Here is a 14,218-nt window from a genome sequence, read left to right as displayed (position 1 = left end):
GGAAACGTTCAATTCCGTCGAACACTCCCGGATGTCGAACACTGCCGCCCCGCAATAGCTGATCATGCGATGGGCTCTGCGGCGGAGCGGGCCCCGCTCCCAAGGCGGACAGCCATGTCAGAATGCTGGGTATGAGTGCGGCGTACGCGGGTCTGGTCGTTTGGGACGTCGACGGCACCTTGATACCGGCCGACTTACGTTGGCTCCGAAGGGCTGTCGCTCGCACGTACGGTCTCGAGGAAGAGTCGATCGTCTTCCCGAAAGCGCGCGTGCATGGGTACACCGATGAATCGATAGTTGTGGATACCGCTATGGCTTCGGGGGTCCGGCCGGAAGTCGCCGAAGGCGGCGTCGAGCGGTTTCACGAGGTGATGGCCCGCGTCATGTCCGAGGGGGAGCGGGAGCTTGCCCGCGATCAGCCTGCGTATCCCGGCGCGGCCGATTCCATTGCCGCGCTGCATGAGCATGGGCTTGTCCAGACTGTCTTGACCGGAAACCTGCGTGTCGCAGCGGAAGTCAAGCTTCGCGTATCCGGTCTGGACCGATACCTGGATCTGGGTATCGGTGCGTTCGGTGATGATGCGCGTAACCGATTCGAGCTTCCTGCCGTGGTCATCAAGCGGTTCGCCGCTCAGTACGGCACTACGCCGGATGCGAGTCGGACTGTTGTCGTTGGTGATGCTCCGAACGATATTGCCTGTGCCCGTCACGCAGGTTTTCACGTTATCGCTGTCGCGCATCGGATGCCCCGAAACGAGCTGGAGGAGCATTCTCCCGATGCCGCCCTGGATCGACTGGATACAAATATGGTGCTCTCGACCGTGACGGAATTGGCAGGAAGCCGTTAGGAGTCTGTGAGGGCTTCCATTCGCTCCCGCAGCTCCCGAATCGGTTTTCGGTTCCCCCCCATGGTCGCAGTCGACTTAGAGTGCGGTCCATGTCCAGGGCTTCGGTACCAGCCCACGCAGGCACGCGATGCGGTGCTCGGCTTCGGTGGCAACGGATTGCCCGGCATCCGATCGGTCGATTGCGAATCCGACCCACCGGAGTTCTTGTATATCGGCGAGGACTCGATAGCCCGACCATCGAGTTACGTCGTAGCCGCCGTAGGCGGCGACAAAGCCTTGATACTCACTGTCGGTGATCCGCCGGAAATCGGTGTAGTCGACCGCCAGCTGAACGAGATCCCACTCACGTCGCCCCATCGACACTTTGTCGAGGTCGAGCACGATGGGATCGCCCGAGGATGGTACGACGAGATTTCCTTGCCAAGCGTCTCCGTGTATCACACAGTGTGCCGCCATATCGTCGATCTCGTTGTACTGCCGCCGTAGTCGCGCGTGGTGGTCCAGAAGCCACGATCGGTCGCTGTCGTCGATCGTGGCTGCGGAGTCGATGCGTTCTCGTAGTCCGGCGAATGGGTTGTAGCTCGGTAGCCTGAAGTCGGTCGGCGGTGTCAGAGCATGTAACCGTTGGAGCATCCCGCCCAGCTCCTCAGGCGTCGATGGCCTGTGATCGGGAATTAGTTCCCACCAGGTTACGGGCCGCTCGGCCACCACCGTCGGTTGCGTCGTTCCACGCACAGCCTGAACCGTGGCGATGCCGGAACGATTAAGCCATTGCGAGATACGCAGCTCCCGCTGTGCAGTCTCGGAACTGTGCGGCTTGCCGATCCGGGCCACGATCCCGTTGGCCAACTCGAAGATTGCATGAGAACCGTCACGAATTGTCACAGCGCCGTTGACTTCGATACCACTGAGCTTCGCCGCCCGAACGAGTATCTCGCCTGCCGTTGGCGCTGCGGAACGACTCACGGAAGTACCTCGTCCGAATCGGTGGTGAGAGTGCTATACAGTTCGTCTACTTCCGGGATGCACAGATGTTTGACGGACACACGAGCCAGCGTCCGCAGCTCGTCTCGGATTCGTTGGGAATCAAAGTCTTTCGCCCTGTTCGCAGCCTGCGAACCGATCGCGGCTGCTTCCCGGGGATCCCCGATACGCATGGTCAGGGTGGCAAGTCGCGTCAGCGAGAATGTTCGTGACCGAGGATAGTTTTGGCCTTGTCGCCGTATTGCCTGGCCGATCCGAGGCGCAGCCAGATCGATCTGCTTGCGTGCGAGGGCAACCGGAATGAGAGCCTTACCGGTACTGCCCATGTGCTCGGCTTCGTCGTAGTAGCACATCCAGGGTGCATCTTCACCCGACGTACGGTCGGCGAAATGCTCGTCTGAGCACGCAACCTCGTGCAGCGCCTCATCGGTGCGGCCGAGGGTGGCGAGAAACTGTGCCCGTAATGCCCCGAGCATGGCGCGAGTGGTGGCGGAGAGCCGGTCGGACCGCACTTGGGCAAGTTCGATCAAGGACAAGGCATCATCGGAGCTGTTGGTGTAGGCGGTCATACGAGCCATGTCGGCGAGTGTGCTTGCCCGTAGCTCCCATGATCCGGCAGCGTCTGCGCACCACAGAGCAAATCGGGCATGCTGTTCGGCAGCGGTGAAGTCGGCAATGTCGAAGGCAGCGAACGCCGCGACGCCGCTGAGATTTCCGATGGCTTCGAACAACGCACGCTGTGTCGCGGGTGCGATTTGCCCTCGCAGGAGGGGCGCGAACCGGTGAAGCTCTTGGTCGGCGGTAGTGGTGGCCGATCCGCCGCCATGAAGGTTTCCGGTGGTCGCGGCACGTCGCGCAGCTTCCCTTACTGCGTCGACATCGGACCAAACGACACTGCTGGCGAGCCGGGTCTCAGGTACATAATTGGCAGGCGCGACCTCTAAATTGAAGGGGCTGAACACATTTGCGGTAAGCGAAGCGCGAGGCTCGTCTGCCCGGTCAACTTCGTTCGTGCGATTACGCCGTCTTGTTTGCTGATCGGTTTTTGCTTGGGCGCGAAGGGCGATCAGGGCGCCGTTGGCGCTCAGCGCGGTGTCGAGCGCTGCTACGAGTTCTTGTGAGGGGAGGGTGGCGTCTTCCCACTCGGTTATGGAGACGTATTGGCGTGAGTATCCGGCCCTGGCTGCTAGTGCGCGCTGGCTGAACCCCGCCTCGAGCCGCCGTCGCTTGATTTCGCGCGCCAGTTCATCGGCAACGGTGGTTCGTTGCCGTTCTGGTTGGCCTGTCGGGTCGTTCGTCGGCCCCCTGCTCATGGGTCCATTCTGGCCTACCGAACGGGTATGGCAAGTCGGCTTTCGGGCGACTTGCCATCTTTCTTGCCTGGCGGGGGCGGGGTTTTGCTCGATGTGGGCACCGCGGAACCGGCGGCCCGGAATCGAGTGGGAGGCGCAAGCCATGACAACGACGACCCGCCAACGGATGCACCGTGTTCAAGGCCGAACCTAGCGACACCATGCGCGATCTCGGCATCGTCCAGTCCGGTGCCGCAACTTTCACATGCGGGGCTGACCGTGTTCGAGGTACGTGACGGCGCCCGACGTGTACGCGCGGTAGGCGCAGGTGAGACGTAGCGCGAGTCGCTGAATTACATAGTTGGACAGGTTGTTTACGTTCACCCATTCAAATTTGTCTATTTCGATGCCATCGAGGTGAATGTTGTGCTCGTCGTCGCCCAGCTCACCACAATCGAATACATACAGTATTTTGTCGCCTTCGGCGTCACTTGGTGCCCAGTCGTGAACCAGCAGCCGATCGACAGACCTGTTCAGGCCCAATTCTTCTCGCAGCTCACGCTCACAGGCTGATGCAGGGGATTCTCCCCGGTCGACGTAGCCTCCGGGGATGTCCCATCGAATACCATAGGTCTTGCGAACCAGCAAGATATCCTCACCATTGACAAAGAGCGCCCCGGATGCAAGTCGAGGTGTCGCGAACTTTGCGGCTGGATCATCCATCAGATCGACTCTACCGCGTTCACGCGACGCGCCAACCTATCGATTTCGACCTGTCTACTAACAGTGCTTCGTACCAATGTAGCGACCACCTTTCTACTCAGATAATGTTGGTGTACCTGTTCAGGGGCCATTCTCTCGGCGGCCAGCATCGTACTGAGCGCATCATCGCGATTACCTGCCAGGCTGTGGGCGCGCGCAACATCCAGCAGGTAGCGCACCCGCCGTTCGACAGGAACGCTACTCAAATCAACCGTGGAGCCGAGTACGGTCTTGATGTCGCCGAGTTCCGCCGCAGTATTCGCTCTGTGAATAGCAACATTGGTGAGCCCGAATGCGGTCCACAGATGATTCGCGTCTCTCGTCAGGCGATGCGCCGCGTCGTTAGCTTCATCCAGGTAGCCTACTGTTCTTGCTTCGTCACCGAAACGTGCTGCCGCCATTGAGCCGACAAGAAGAAGTGTCCCGTATACTGAAAGCGCGCTGTCGTTCCCCGAAATCTCCGTCTTCAGTAATTCCGTACCAGACTCCACCAGATTCATTGCGGATTCAAAGCGCCCGGTCGACAGCAATGAGAAGGCAACCGACCGGATCAAGGAGCCTCGAATCGCCGAATTGCTAGCGGAATCCGATGCGCTCAAACCTCGTTCGGACGCAATCCATGCAAGATCGACTTCACCCGCTTTGATCAACACCGACGCGGCGGCTTGGTAGGCCAACGCGAGTACCCGATACAGCCTGTCTCGTTCCGATTCCTTGCACTGCCGCAAAACAAGTTGTATATCGGCAAGCAACATCGCAACCCGACCGGCTGCAGCCGCAAAACGTGACTGTTGGTACGCGACGAAAGTGACTTCCAGATCACGTTCCAGGCACTCGACCGAGGGAATTTGACCTGACTGACTCGATCCGAATCGGTCGGGGTTGAAACCGTAATCCGTCAGTACAGCACATAGTTCCATGATCGCGGGCGATCTTTGTCGTATCGAACTGTCATCCGCTGGCGTTGAAGTCCTAGTGACCGCAAGTGCTGTGGATGGCTGACTGATTTTGGCCTGGGCGCGGAGGGAAATCAGTGCCCCTTCTGCGCTCAGGGCGCTGTCGATAGCGGCGACGAGTTCGTATGAGGGGAGATTTGCGTCCTCCCATTCGGTCATGGTGACGTATTGGCGCGAGTAACCGATCTTGGATGCCAGTACACGCTGGCTCATGCCTGCCTGATTCCGGAAGCGCTTGATTTCGCGCGCCAGCTCATTGGCCACGGCCGCACAGCGTTTCGCGCGGTCCAGCGGTTCGGGTTCGGTGGTCGGGTCACCGGTTGGCCCCCTGCTCATGGGTCCATTCTGGCCTACCGAACGGGTATGGCAAGTCGGCTTTCGGGCGACTTGCCATCTTTCTTGCCTGGCGGGGGCGGGGTTTTGCTCGATGTGGGCACCGCGGAACCGGCGGCCCGGAATCGAGTGGGAGGCGCGAGCCATGACAACGACGACCCGGCACGGTGTTCCGCTGTTGGCCGCCGAGCAGCGGGCGAGGATGCGGCCGGAACTGCTGGACGTGGTCGAGTACCGCAAGTCCGGTTTGAGCCTGAACTGGATCGTCGGGTGCCCGCTGGACTGCGGGTACTGCGTGCGGCACCTGTTCGACAACTTCGCGATGAAGGTCCCGCGCGCGCTGATGAGCGACGAGGAGGCGGCCGACCTGTTGACCGGGCACAGGTATTTCCGGCCGCACGTCACCCCGATTCAGCTGTTGAATCGGGCTACCGATCCGATGTTGCCGAGGGTCAAGCAGCACACGCTCGGCATGCTGAAACTGCTGGACGCGCGCGGGCTGACCAACCATGTTCTCGTGATCACCCGGTGGCGGATCGATCCCGAGGACTGCAAGGTTCTGAACTCGATCGAGAACTTGAAAGTTACTGTGCTGGTGACTCATTCGGGTATCGATGATCCGCGTATCGAGCCGGTGGACTCGGCGATCGCGGCGCGGTCGCTGGTGACGGCGTTCGAGCACTCCGACCGGTATCGGGTGGTGTTGTACTGGCGGCCGATCGTGCCCGGTCTCAACGACTCGGATGCGCATCTGTGTCGTGCGCTCACGCTGAGCCGGCACGCGCACGCGACCGTGTTCACCGGCCTGTTCTTCAAAGACCAGATCCGCGACTACTACCGCGCGAACGGGCTGCCCGAACCCTATGCGGAGGGCGCGCGGCGCAAGGTGTTCCCCGAGGCGCTGGAACGGCGGATTCTCGATGCCGCCGACATCGGCCGGCCCGGCTCCCCGCTGTTCCGCAAGACCAGCTGCGCGGTCGCCTACGCGCACGGTGTCGCGGACTACAACGGCCATTACGGGATTCGGGAGCTGTGCGACATCTGCCCGGCAGCCCAGCTACGGCGCTGCGCCCGGGCGTGGCGACACCCCGACGGTCGGCATGTCGCCGAACAGGCCGCCGAGCTGGGCGGCAAGCTCATCGGCATCGATGATCGCGCCGTGGTCGTCGCCGGGCTCGACGAGCAGCGCCGCTACTTTCTCCAGCACGGTCACGGCTACCAGGTGCACGACATCGCCAAGCCCCACCACGACCGCCGCCACGGCCGCGCCGACCTCGGCTGGCCTGCCACGAGGGAGAACACGCCACGATGACGAACCCGATTCCGTTCCCGGCCGCCCTGCACGCGCGGCAGCTGGCCGTGGCCGATGTAGAGGGCAACGGGCAGAACCCGCCCGAGATCATCGAAATCGCGGTGCTGCTGGTCGACGGGCCGGTCACGCCGGATGCGTTGCGGTCGTGGCTGATCCAGCCACAGCAACCGGTCACGCCGATCGTGACCCGCAAGGTACACGGAATCAGCAACACCGACCTCGCCGACTGCCCACGGTGGCACGAGGTGGCCGACGAGATCGACGAAGCACTGTGCGGGCGGGTGCTGGTGGCCCACAACGCAACCGTCGAGCGGAAGGTCCTCACCGCGCATCTGCCCGACTGGAATCCGCCGCTGATCCTGGACACGTTGCGGCTGGCGAAACAGGTGTGGCCGGGCCTGGACTCCTACGCCCTGGACAAGCTCATCGAACGCGGCCGACTCGACACCACCCCTGTTGCCGGGCAGGGCTACCACCGTGCCGGGTACGACAGCTGGGCGGCGTGGCAGCTGCTGTGCGCGCTGATCACCGACGGCGAACTGGACTGGCCCGCCCTGGTCGCGGCGGCCGGTCTGCCCGACTTCCTGCCCGCACCCGAACCCGAAGGAGGCTTGTGGTGAACACCGATGAGCAACCGGTCACCATCGCGGTGGTCGGCACCCATTCCACCGGCAAGAGCACCTTCCTCGCCCGGCTGGCCCACGAACTACGCCGGACCGGTCTCCAGGTCGCCACCGTCGCGGACCTGGGCGAACAAGCCCAGCGGATGGGGATGCCGATCCTGTGGAACCACACCTGGACCTCCACGCTGTGGATCATGACCAGGGGCATCAGCAACGAACTCGAGGCATGGCTACACGGCGACGTCGTACTCGTCGACCGCGCCGTCCCCGACGCACTGGGCTACTACCGGGCCGCCCTCGACTATCGCGGCGAAACGACCGACCCCGACGGGTGGGCCTATCTGGACACCCTCGCTCGCGCCCACAGCGACCGCTACCACCTGATCTTCCGCACCCAGCTCGACCCCGACATCCCGTTGGGCACCAACAAAACCCGCGACGGCAACCACCAATTCCGCACCCTCGCCGACCACCACGTCGGAGCCGTGCTGGGCGAGCTGGCCCTGCCGTGGCTGCCTCTCACCGCCGACGGACACGACGCAGCGCTGACCCTGGCCGCCAACTTCGTTGCCGAACAACTGGGCGACGACACGATGCCCGGCCCGGCCACCGCAACCGCGTAACCGGCCCGACTCCTCGAACACCTCGTGGTATCAGCCGGAACTCGATGGGGCATGGCGGCACACCGATCCCCAGTTCTGCACTTACGCAGCAATAGGCCGAAAAGAACACGCGGACAATGCTGTCCGTGACGGATGCAAGACCAGGAGAAAGGTGGGGGCGGAATGAGAACACCACGGTCGGTGATCATCGACACTGACATATGGTTCGACGCCGACGACGTGATCGCGGTCGCAATCGCCGCACTCACCGTGCTCCCACTATCGATCGTCACATCGGATGAAACCGGCGGGCGGCGCGCAGGGGCTACCCGCCGATTCCTGGATTCGTTCGGCCGCACCGACGTTCCCGTCGTCGCCGGCCGCGGCCTTGCCGACAGTGCCGAGAGATTCCTGGTCGACGACTACATTGCCGACACACCCGCACAGCCGACCGATGTGGCCGGGATGGTCGCCCGCGTGTGTGACACCGGCAGCGGAGTCGACTGGGTCGGTATGGTCTGATGTCGAACCTCGCCCACGTTTTCACCGTCGAGCCGCACCGTTCGGAGCTGATCGAGGTGTGGCAACAAGGTGGATGGCTCGACGAGTACCGAGATTTGCGCAGGGCATCACACAATTTGCGACTCGATCAGGTAGCGGCCGGGCTCGCCTTGCGTACCGCGCTCGCACCGCGATTGTTGTTGTCGGACTGGACGAACGACGATCGGCTGGCAATCACACCGGACTCGGATCTGTTCCGGCTGATGTCGAAACCCGATGTGCCGCACTGGGCCCGATGGATAGCCGTCAGCCTGGAACGATGGTGTGACCGGAAACCGGCGAGCAAGATGCACGACCCGTTGCTCCTGTCCGCGACCCTCGGCCTGCCGTTCGTCCGATTCGATGAAGTGCGGGTACGCATCGAGCCCGATGCACGTATCTACCGGGACAGGCGCGGCCGATTGATGCGGGTCGCCACCGACGTCGACTACGCCGGATTCATGGCGTGGCTCACCGACACCATCGAAAACGGTATCGCGCAGTTCGAACTCTAGCGCGATGGTCCTATAGACCGTCAAGCCCAAATGAGCTGTGCGCCGGCCGGGTTCGCTGGCCGGTCGCCGCGCCTGCCGCGCGAAGTGCTCGCACGTCCGCACATGCCGATTTCAGCGACTTCGCGATGGTGCTGACGATTCCGTGCCGGCTTCGGGTCGGGCAGTGATGGCGGCGGCAACAACGAGCAGTGTCAGCAGGATCACGGCCATGAAAACCTGGGGGTGTAGGCCGAGGATCGACCCGTTGTCGAACTCGGGGTCGTGCACCGCCGTGCCGGGGAACAGCGTGGCGCCCAGCAGACCCAGCCATGGCGTGGCCAGGATCGCGCAGGCCGCCCACATTCGAGAGCGAGTTGGGTTCCCTCGCTGAAGTAGCAGTGTCAGTGCGACCGCACTGAGCAGAACAGTCATGACGATGTACTGGGCGTCATGGAATTTCGCGTGCGGCGGCCACGCGTCGTTACGTAGGTGCTGGACGGCGCTCGCCGGGATGACCAGGTCTGCGAGCACCGCACCGACCGCGGTGATGATCGTGACGAGTACGGCAAGAAGGCGCGGAGCGGAGAAGGACCTGGTTGTCGAGGTCATCATGTTTACAAGATTCCTTGCTGGCGTATGGTTTTCGCGGATTGGCAGCGCAGGAAGTCATCGATGACGGCGCGCACGTAATCGAGTTCGAAGGGTTGGTTGGCGACCAGTCGCCGGAAGAACAGCGGGCCGTGGAGCTGATCGACGACGACATCGATATCCAGCTCCGCGGGCAGCTCGGCGCGCGCGATGGCGGCAGCCAGAATCTCGCGTACAACCCGGGTGCCAGACCGATACAGCGCCTCCTTGACCTCCGCGAATTTCGGGTCGACACCGGCTCGTTCGATCATCACCCGCATTCCCTGCTCAGTGGCGGGTTCGTGCAGCATCGCGCGGGTCGCCGCGAGTGCGGTCAGTAAATCTGCGCGCAGGTCACCGGTCGGCGGCGACTGCGCCGACATGATGTGCAAGACGACCGTGGCGCGCACCAGATCAGGCGGCTCGGGCCATAGCCGGTACAGCGTGGCCCGGCTGATACCGCTACGTGCGGCGACAGCACCATGGGTCAGTCCGGCCAATCCCTGCTCGATCAACAGTTCCCGGGCCGATGCCAGCGCGTTATCACGACTGCGCACCGTTCGCGGATCTGGTGGTCGCACAACACCCCCTTATGCGACAGTTTGTTCCAAAGTTATGGAACAAACTGTATCGAAGTTGGCGTGGGATGAGAAGTCCCACGGGCAGATTCCCTGGACGGCCGACTGGTGCGGAGGCAGTTGTCCCTCCCGCGCGTCCTCCAGCGACGGATGCACGCTCATGCCGCTGCGCGGGCGTTGGTCTGCCGTCCAGAATGGTTGGTGGCACGACCTTTGAACGCTCGCACATGCCGATGAGCGGATGTTCGAGCGCTACAAGTTGATCAGTCGAGAGTCGGTTCGTTGGAGGGGTGCAGTCGCGGTGTGCGTTTCTCAGCTCCCCACCACCATTGGATGGTGGGGAGACAGGGCGGCGTGATGCTTTTTGCTCCGACTTCGTCGATCGTGTCGAGAGTTGTCGACAACTGGTGGCGGTTCGCGGTGTCGTAGCGGCGGCTTGCAAGTCCCCAATCGAGGTTTCCGCGGAGCTGGTGGTCGAGGCCCCGCAGGTAGTGAGAAAGGTTGTCCTCGGCGGCAAGTGCGCCGCGATGGTGCAGGTACTGGCGCATCGCCTGGTTGCGCATGTGGAGTGCTTTGGTCAACGCCTGCTGCGGGCTGCACGCCTCATGACTGCTGATGGCGGTTACCAGGTTGATATGGTCGATGCTGTTCTGTACCTCTGTGCGGTACGAGTAGATGTCATTGTCCCAGGCCAAGATCGCCGCGGTGATGTCGGTCAACGTACGCACGGCCGGCCGGGCCAATTGTGCGGAGGTGAGCTCGAAGCCGCCGGCCAGTTCGATCAGGCCGATGCCGTAGGCAAGAGCCCCGGAGTCCAATTGTCTTATCGTGGTCAGCGTGTTCATGCTCGGCACCGCACCTGCCTGCCGGTAAATGGATGCCCAGACCGCTCCGAGTGTGAATCCGCGATAGAGATCGGCCCAGCGCCCGAACACTGCGGGTGTGGCAAGGTTCCGGAATGTTTGACAGATCTCCTGAAAAGCCGAGGCGTGCGGGCCGTCCATTGCATCCGATGATGGTGCGTCGAGCATCCGTACCAACCCGAAGTGCTGGTCGGCCACCGTGATCAGCTGGTGCGTCGCGACCTGCTCGATCTCGTCGTCGAATGCGAAACCCCAGCAGTGTAGTCGGGAGATTGCCTCGAGCGCCGCGGTGGTGCCGTAGGGAAACAGCCTCGCCACCAGGCCGCCGACATTGGCCTGTTCCAGCTTGCGACGGGTTGACTCGTTGCTGTAGAACTTGCGCTTTCGCATCCAGTCGACCGTTCGTTGTTCGATCCTTCTCGCTTCGGGGTGTACAGCGGACGGTATCGGGCAATAGATCCGGGGGTACTCGGCCGTCACCGGGTCGGTCGGCGGTGTCATGATGTGGTCCTCGTCGAAAAGTCCGATCGCAGACCGCTCACTTTGCCGGGACTATTGGGCACTTGTGAGCGGTAAGATCGTTGCCGAGTGCTGTAAATACTGTGCTGCTCATAGCGATTGGTCTCTGTTATCGGCGCGGAGAACGAGTCCGGTCGGTTGCACGGTGGCGCCGGCGGTCTCGCGGACTCGGCAACCTGGCGCCAGGGACATCTGCCACTGTGTTGCGATGGCGGCTACGACGACGGTCATGACCGTCAAGGCGAAGGAGTCGCCGATGCATTTGCGGTTTCCGAGCCCGAATGGAATGAATGCGCCGCGCGGAAGCGCGTCGGCCTGTTCAGGCAGCCAGCGGTTGGGAGAGAAATGCATTGGGTCGCGGTATATTTCGGGATCACGATGCAATGTGGTGAGGCTGAACAGCACCTCCGATCCGCGTTCCAGTCTTATGCCGCCTACATCGACCGGTTCGATGGCTCGCCGCATCAACACCCAATTCGGGGTGTGTAGCCGTAGCGTTTCGGTCAGGATGCAATTGGTGTATTCCAGGGCGTGGATGTCGTCGAATTCGATCGGCCGACCGTGCAGTACTGCCTGCAGTTCCGTCGCGAGCCGTTGCTCGACTTCGGGTTGTAAGGCCAGTTCATAGAACAACCACGACAAGGTGGTGGCGGCGGTTTCGGTCCCGGCCATGATGATGGAGATGACCTCGTCGTGCACGTGCTGGTCGGGCATTCGACTGTCTGCGTCGGGTCCGAGTGGACCCAGCAGCGTCGAGAGCAGGTCACCGTGGTCGACCCCTTCGGCGTGATACGAGCCGATCACTTCGTCGACGATCCGGTGGACGGCTGCGACGGCTGCATCGAAACGGCGGTTGCTCGGCAGTGGCAGCTTTTCCCAGAAGCTTGCCGGCGCCAGCGCCCGTGCAGCCGACCCGTTGATCGCCACCGGGAGAGCCTGCTGGAACTCACTGCTGCGTGTCGGTCCCAGACTGGTCGAGAACATCGTGCGTGTCACGATGTCGAATGTCAGGTCGTGCATCTCCTGGCAGAACGGAATCTGTTGCCCGCCACGCCAGTTGGCAGTACGGTGTTCGGCCCGCGTCCGCATGGTTTCGAGGTGACCGCGGATTCGGTCGCGGTGAAAGGCCGGTTGCAGCAGGCGCCGCTGCTGCAGGTGGAATGCGCCGCAGGAGTTCGGAAGGCCGTTCCCGAGGTAAGGGCGAGTCTTGTCCATCAGGGTGCCCTTGTCGAACTTGTTGCTTTCCGCCAGCAGGATCGTGCGGATCAACGCCGGTGAACTCACCACGAAAACCGGGCGCGTGCCGAGGAAGATCTTGACGATCTCCCCACGCGCTCGGACGTCGGCCAAGAAGGCCAGCGGATGCCGGGCCAGCCGGGCGACATGCCCGAACAGCGGCAATCGTCCCGGGGCTGTCGGCACTGTAGTTGTTGCAGAGGTCATGACAACTCCAGTACGTCGGGTTGAAACGGAGCACCCACTGCGGATGCCCAGCAGAAAAGGTGCCCCCACCGCTCTTGTATTGGCTTGTGCTGGAATGAGTTGCGGGTTTCCGCCGGTTGTTTTGCCATGGCCGTGTCCTCGTTGGCCGCTGGTGCGTTCCGCGGCTCTCATGGGTGGGTCGCGCTACGATTCTCTGATCGCGATGAGTCCGGCCAAGGTAGTCAAATCTTCGGTCGTCATTTGGTCCGGCAGTGCCGCAATCGCTGCGGAAACTCGCTGCTCGGCGTACTGCAGCGCCCACGATCTAGACCCTGTGGCCTCCATCAGCGCTGTGATGCGAGCCGCTCCGGCTTCGGTGATCGGTTGGTCAGCGCAGTACAGACTGGATAGTTCCTGCGAGGCAGGTGTGCCCGATGCCAACGCAGCCACCACAGGGAACGATCGTTTACGCCGGAGCAGGTCGGTACCAACGGGTTTGCCGGTTACGGCCGGATCTCCCCAGATGCCGAGGACGTCGTCGGAGATCTGAAACGCTAGCCCGAGCTGGCGGCCGAATTCGTCGAACGCAGCGATGGTTTGGGAGTCGGCGCACTGTCCCCCGCAGACCTCGAGCGCCCCGGACTCGAGCAGCCCCACTGCACGGCTGGCCATCGCATCCGGCAGGGCATCTGCCAAGACCCGGACGGCCAGAGCGTGAAGGGCGTCTCCCAGGCAGATCGCGTGCGAAACACCCCAGACACACCAAATTGTTGCGCGACCACGGCGCGTCCGGTCGCCGTCGATGGCGTCGTCGTGGATCAGCGTGAAGTTGTGCAGCAGCTCGACCGCCACCGCGACGGGCACCGCGACCATCGGGTCCGCACCGCAGCCAGCCGCTGCGGCGAAAACCAGCGCGGACCGCAGCCCCTTGCCCCACCCCGCCCGGATCGGGACACCGGTCCGGTCGCACCAGCCGAAGTGGTAGCGCGCCATGTCGCGCAGCGACCGCGGCAAGGACTCGACAGCGTCCCGCAGCGCCGACTCGCACAACTGCCGGGCCTCCGTCATCAGCTGCTGGGCGGCAGTGTTGACGGGGACACTCACGGTCTCGGCCATCGGGTCGACTCCTCCCCGCCCACCAGTAGGCGAGCATCCTCTGGCCTGCGGCCTTCGGCAGCGATCCGCAGAACCAGCCGAACCGGCCATCCCCGGAAACCACGCCGATACCAGACTCACCTACCGGCCAGCGAAACCGACGAGCCTGGCGCGCATAGCGGCAATGCGCCCACCGCATTCTTGCGGTACTCAGCTGAGGACCACTCGAGACGGCGTCTCAAAATGAACGCGATTCCATCCCCTATATGCCCTGCCGACTACAGGCCGGTCAAGGGTCGGTCATGCCGCTTATCGCTCGCTTTTGCCTGGTTGCAGCGGTATGCCGGCACTTGAAGCGCGTGTCTGTT

Annotated in this window: 15 protein-coding genes; 6 read left to right on the top strand and 9 right to left on the bottom strand. The window is 62.8% G+C overall.

Annotated elements, in window-relative coordinates:
- Positions 1-131: 131 nt before the first annotated feature.
- Positions 132-848: an HAD family hydrolase gene (locus tag D892_RS45155; protein ID WP_084161543.1), complete on the top strand. Its 717-nt coding sequence runs from the start codon at positions 132-134 to the stop codon at positions 846-848.
- Between the two features lie 75 nt (positions 849-923).
- Here D892_RS45155 and D892_RS0113820 read toward each other — a convergent pair whose 3' ends face one another.
- From D892_RS0113820 to D892_RS45140, 4 genes are all read right to left on the bottom strand, one after another.
- Entirely contained in the window at positions 924-1,814 is an 891-nt protein-coding gene (locus D892_RS0113820) for a phosphotransferase family protein (protein ID WP_232236081.1), read from the bottom strand.
- The gene (locus D892_RS45150) at positions 1,811-3,145 is read right to left on the bottom strand and encodes a helix-turn-helix transcriptional regulator (RefSeq protein ID WP_198036896.1); all 1,335 of its coding nucleotides are present in this window, start codon (positions 3,143-3,145) and stop codon (positions 1,811-1,813) included. The genes D892_RS0113820 and D892_RS45150 overlap by 4 nt, the downstream gene beginning before the upstream one ends.
- 240 nt (positions 3,146-3,385) lie before the next feature.
- Positions 3,386-3,847 (bottom strand): NUDIX hydrolase, encoded by a 462-nt coding sequence (locus tag D892_RS45145; RefSeq protein ID WP_036567026.1) that lies wholly within the window; start codon positions 3,845-3,847, stop codon positions 3,386-3,388.
- Positions 3,847-5,178: a helix-turn-helix transcriptional regulator gene (locus tag D892_RS45140; RefSeq protein WP_198036895.1), complete on the bottom strand. Its 1,332-nt coding sequence runs from the start codon at positions 5,176-5,178 to the stop codon at positions 3,847-3,849. The genes D892_RS45145 and D892_RS45140 overlap by 1 nt, the downstream gene beginning before the upstream one ends.
- A gap of 142 nt (positions 5,179-5,320) precedes the next feature.
- On the opposite strand from D892_RS45140, the gene D892_RS0113800 reads away from it, so the two are divergent.
- The 5 genes from D892_RS0113800 to D892_RS43665 all read left to right on the top strand — a co-directional run bounded on the left by D892_RS0113800 (position 5,321) and on the right by D892_RS43665 (position 8,767).
- Complete coding sequence (locus D892_RS0113800; protein WP_024801794.1) at positions 5,321-6,487, top strand: hypothetical protein; 1,167 nt, start codon at positions 5,321-5,323, stop codon at positions 6,485-6,487.
- Complete coding sequence (locus D892_RS0113795; protein WP_024801793.1) at positions 6,484-7,107, top strand: 3'-5' exonuclease; 624 nt, start codon at positions 6,484-6,486, stop codon at positions 7,105-7,107. The genes D892_RS0113800 and D892_RS0113795 overlap by 4 nt, the downstream gene beginning before the upstream one ends.
- Entirely contained in the window at positions 7,104-7,733 is a 630-nt protein-coding gene (locus D892_RS41150) for an AAA family ATPase (protein WP_198036894.1), read from the top strand. The genes D892_RS0113795 and D892_RS41150 overlap by 4 nt, the downstream gene beginning before the upstream one ends.
- Before the next feature lie 162 nt (positions 7,734-7,895).
- Positions 7,896-8,234, top strand: coding sequence for a hypothetical protein (locus D892_RS43670; RefSeq protein WP_156959506.1), 339 nt, complete (start codon positions 7,896-7,898; stop codon positions 8,232-8,234).
- Positions 8,234-8,767: a hypothetical protein gene (locus D892_RS43665; protein WP_051499058.1), complete on the top strand. Its 534-nt coding sequence runs from the start codon at positions 8,234-8,236 to the stop codon at positions 8,765-8,767. Before D892_RS43670 ends, D892_RS43665 begins: the two co-directional genes overlap by 1 nt.
- 111 nt (positions 8,768-8,878) lie before the next feature.
- Here the strand turns inward: D892_RS43665 and D892_RS0113780 are convergent, their stop codons facing one another.
- The 5 genes from D892_RS0113780 to D892_RS0113760 all read right to left on the bottom strand — a co-directional run bounded on the left by D892_RS0113780 (position 8,879) and on the right by D892_RS0113760 (position 13,871).
- On the bottom strand, positions 8,879-9,355 hold the full coding sequence (locus tag D892_RS0113780) for a DUF6640 family protein (RefSeq protein WP_051499658.1): 477 nt from the start codon (positions 9,353-9,355) through the stop codon (positions 8,879-8,881).
- A 5-nt stretch (positions 9,356-9,360) separates the two neighbouring features.
- Complete coding sequence (locus tag D892_RS0113775; protein ID WP_024801790.1) at positions 9,361-9,954, bottom strand: TetR/AcrR family transcriptional regulator; 594 nt, start codon at positions 9,952-9,954, stop codon at positions 9,361-9,363.
- A 260-nt stretch (positions 9,955-10,214) separates the two neighbouring features.
- Positions 10,215-11,315 carry a hypothetical protein gene (locus D892_RS0113770; RefSeq protein ID WP_156959505.1) on the bottom strand — a complete coding sequence of 367 codons (1,101 nt, stop codon included), beginning with the start codon at positions 11,313-11,315 and terminating at the stop codon, positions 10,215-10,217.
- Between the two features lie 108 nt (positions 11,316-11,423).
- Positions 11,424-12,776: a cytochrome P450 gene (locus D892_RS0113765; protein ID WP_036567022.1), complete on the bottom strand. Its 1,353-nt coding sequence runs from the start codon at positions 12,774-12,776 to the stop codon at positions 11,424-11,426.
- Between the two features lie 183 nt (positions 12,777-12,959).
- A complete protein-coding gene (locus D892_RS0113760) occupies positions 12,960-13,871 on the bottom strand; it encodes a polyprenyl synthetase family protein (protein WP_024801787.1) in 912 nt (303 codons plus the stop codon).
- Positions 13,872-14,218: the final 347 nt, after the last annotated feature.

The sequence above is a fragment of the Nocardia sp. BMG51109 genome (genome assembly GCF_000526215.1).
Classification (GTDB): Bacteria; Actinomycetota; Actinomycetes; order Mycobacteriales; family Mycobacteriaceae; genus Nocardia.
This window is presented reverse-complemented; position numbering and strand designations above follow the sequence as displayed.

Coding starts and splice junctions, on each gene's coding strand:
- D892_RS45150 (WP_198036896.1), bottom strand. CDS start 3,145: ATGAGCAGGGGGCCGACGAACGACCCGACAGGCCAACCAGAACGGCAA.
- D892_RS0113795 (WP_024801793.1), top strand. CDS start 6,484: ATGACGAACCCGATTCCGTTCCCGGCCGCCCTGCACGCGCGGCAGCTG.
- D892_RS0113770 (WP_156959505.1), bottom strand. CDS start 11,315: ATGACACCGCCGACCGACCCGGTGACGGCCGAGTACCCCCGGATCTAT.
- D892_RS0113800 (WP_024801794.1), top strand. CDS start 5,321: ATGACAACGACGACCCGGCACGGTGTTCCGCTGTTGGCCGCCGAGCAG.
- D892_RS45140 (WP_198036895.1), bottom strand. CDS start 5,178: ATGAGCAGGGGGCCAACCGGTGACCCGACCACCGAACCCGAACCGCTG.
- D892_RS0113760 (WP_024801787.1), bottom strand. CDS start 13,871: ATGGCCGAGACCGTGAGTGTCCCCGTCAACACTGCCGCCCAGCAGCTG.
- D892_RS0113780 (WP_051499658.1), bottom strand. CDS start 9,355: ATGACCTCGACAACCAGGTCCTTCTCCGCTCCGCGCCTTCTTGCCGTA.
- D892_RS45145 (WP_036567026.1), bottom strand. CDS start 3,847: ATGGATGATCCAGCCGCAAAGTTCGCGACACCTCGACTTGCATCCGGG.
- D892_RS43665 (WP_051499058.1), top strand. CDS start 8,234: ATGTCGAACCTCGCCCACGTTTTCACCGTCGAGCCGCACCGTTCGGAG.
- D892_RS43670 (WP_156959506.1), top strand. CDS start 7,896: ATGAGAACACCACGGTCGGTGATCATCGACACTGACATATGGTTCGAC.
- D892_RS45155 (WP_084161543.1), top strand. CDS start 132: ATGAGTGCGGCGTACGCGGGTCTGGTCGTTTGGGACGTCGACGGCACC.
- D892_RS0113765 (WP_036567022.1), bottom strand. CDS start 12,776: ATGACCTCTGCAACAACTACAGTGCCGACAGCCCCGGGACGATTGCCG.